This window comes from Clostridium cavendishii DSM 21758, from assembly GCF_900141845.1.
GTDB lineage: Bacteria > Bacillota > Clostridia > Clostridiales > Clostridiaceae > Clostridium_AG > Clostridium_AG cavendishii.
Genome location: NZ_FQZB01000044.1, coordinates 1 through 2,616 on the forward strand (window position 1 = coordinate 1; position 2,616 = coordinate 2,616).

A 2,616-nucleotide genomic window follows, 5' to 3' on the forward strand; every position below is an offset into this window, starting at 1 on the left:
CCTGTCACCCCGACCACTTAAGCGGGTGTAGCTCAATGGTAGAGCCCTAGCCTTCCAAGCTAGTTACGTGGGTTCGATTCCCATCACCCGCTCCAAAGATGAGACAACTTAAAATATAAGTTGTCTTTTTTTATAATTAAATTTAATCTATGCATCCATAGCTCAGTTGGATAGAGTTACGGACTTCGAATCCGGAGGTCGTGAGTTCGAATCTCACTGGATGTACCAAAATAGAGGTTAAAAGTATTAACTTATTGCTAATATTTAATCTCTATTTTTTTTATACGTTTACAATTAAACAATAAATTCGACATAAAAGTAAGGAATAAAAATAAAATTATATTTTTTTATATATTAAAATTAAAAAAAGTATTCATTTTAAGATACAAAGTTCGATATTTATCTATGAAGAGATTTATAAAGGACATTTAGGGAGGAGAAAATATGGATTTAGGAATTATTATAATGCTAGTAGTAGGATTTGCATCTCTTGTTGTAGCATTTCTTGGAGAAGGTGGACATTTAGGTTCTCTAGGTGCATGGACAGCAGCAATGATTGTTTTTGGTGGAACAGCCGGGGCTGTAGGTGTTTCATTTCCTATGTCGTTACTTAAAAATATTGGTAAAATATTAAAAGTTGCTATTGCAGGAAGACATTCCAATTTAAAAGAAATAATTTTATTATTTAAAGAACTTTCTGTAAAAACAAGAAAAAATGGATTGCTTAGTTTGGAAGCAGAGTTAAATGGCGATGATATGGATCCTTTTATTAAAAAGGGATTACAAATGGTAGTTGATGGACTTGAGCCTTCCACTATAAGAGATGTATTAGAAACTAGATTGGCTAATTTAGAGCATAGACATAAAGAAGGTGCTGAAATATTTGAATCAGCAGGAGCATTTGCACCTACTTTAGGTATAGTTGGTACTGTTATGGGACTTGTGCATGTACTTGGAAATCTTAGTGAACCAGATACTTTAGGTCCTAAGATAGCTGCTGGATTTATAGCTACACTATACGGTGTTGCAAGTGCTAACTTAATATTCTTACCACTAGCTAGTAGATTAAAGGCTTTAAATAAAGAAGAAATACTCGAAAAAGAAATGATGATTGAAGCAATTCTTCTAATACAAGAAGGGGCTAATCCTAATACACTAGTTAGTAAGTTGGAAGGTTTCTTAACTGAAAGTGAAATTGCTGAGTTTTCTAAAGAGGAAGGTAACTAGTCATGAAAAAGAAGAAAGAGCCGGATAAACCAGCGAATCATGAGAGATGGTTAGTATCCTATGCAGATTTTATGACATTGCTTATGATATTTTTTGTTGTTATGTATGCTATGAGTAACATAGATAGTACTAAATATAAACAAATGTCAGATTCCCTTAGAGTCGCTATGGGTGGAGGTAAAACTGTAGTAGGAACTAATGAGGCTGCTAATATACAAGAGGCAAAACCTGAGGTTAAGCCTGCAGAAGAAACAGAAGAACAAAAAGAAGAAAAGAAATTGGAACAAGTCAAGAAAGAGGTAGATGGATATATTAATACTAATCAACTTACTGGGAGTGTTGTAACTTCAATAGAAGAAAGAGGCTTGGTTATAAGTTTTGAGGATAATATCTTCTTCGATAGTGGAAAAGCTGATATAAAAGATGGAGTAAGGACAAAGTTGGATTCAGTAGCAACTATATTAAAGAAAATAGATAACTATGTAAGGGTAGAAGGGCATACTGATAATTTGCCTATAAATACTGCTATGTTTCAATCGAACTATCAACTTTCTGCTATGAGAGCTGCTAATGTTGTAGAATATTTGGTTGTGAAAGACGGTATGAATGGGGCTAAATTATCATCTGTTGGATATGGAGAACATAGGCCCGTTGCATCAAATGATACTGAAGCTAACAGAAGTAAAAACAGGAGAGTTGATGTAGTTATATTAAATTCTAATTTAAGTGCTTCAGAAAGTGTATCTAAGTGATAATAAAAACATTTTTAAAATAGATAATATAAATATATAAAAAGTGGATTTGATAAGAATCCACTTTTTATATTTGTATAATGAAATTTTTACTCATTTTATTTGTATGAGTAAGTTAGAATTGAGTAAATTTAAATTTGAATTCTTATTTAAGAAAACTTATATATATTTATGATATTGATCTTGCAATAATAAAATTTTAATTTAGATATTTATCTATAAGAATGCTATGATTGATTATATAAATGAATTTTCTTTCTAAATAATAAATTATTAGAAAGAGAATTTGTTCTATGAGATATAAACTTATCCTTGTGTATCTGTATATTTAAAATTAAGAAAAATAAAGAAATAAAAAGAATTTTTAATATAATGCATGAAAAAGAGGTTTTTGTATTAAAATATTAGAGAATAAAGATGATAATATAAGTCATGTCGCTAAAACAATTAAATTGTTGATAAAAAGTTTTTAAATAAAAAAACACATTGACAATTAATGATTTAGATGATATTCTAGTTAAGCAGTCAAGTTATTGATTGCATAGGTCTTTGAAAATTAAACAGAGCAAGAAAATATATGACCAGCAATTCTTTATGATTTAAATCATAAGACATACAACAGTAATGAGCTACAAAC

2 protein-coding genes and 2 tRNA genes are annotated in these 2,616 nt (G+C 30.1%); all 4 read left to right on the forward strand.

Annotated elements, in window-relative coordinates; all coding sequences use genetic code 11:
* The first annotated feature begins 21 nt into the window (after positions 1-21).
* The 4 genes from BUB01_RS22520 (at position 22) to BUB01_RS22535 (ending at position 1,979) form a co-directional block, all read left to right on the forward strand.
* Positions 22-95 (forward strand) — tRNA-Gly (locus tag BUB01_RS22520).
* A 56-nt stretch (positions 96-151) separates the two neighbouring features.
* A tRNA-Arg gene (locus BUB01_RS22525) sits at positions 152-228 on the forward strand.
* A gap of 216 nt (positions 229-444) precedes the next feature.
* Complete coding sequence (locus tag BUB01_RS22530; protein ID WP_072993962.1) at positions 445-1,227, forward strand: flagellar motor protein; 783 nt, start codon at positions 445-447, stop codon at positions 1,225-1,227.
* 2 nt (positions 1,228-1,229) lie between these two features.
* The gene (locus BUB01_RS22535; RefSeq protein ID WP_072993965.1) at positions 1,230-1,979 is read left to right on the forward strand and encodes a flagellar motor protein MotB; all 750 of its coding nucleotides are present in this window, start codon (positions 1,230-1,232) and stop codon (positions 1,977-1,979) included.
* The last annotated feature ends 637 nt before the right edge of the window (positions 1,980-2,616 follow it).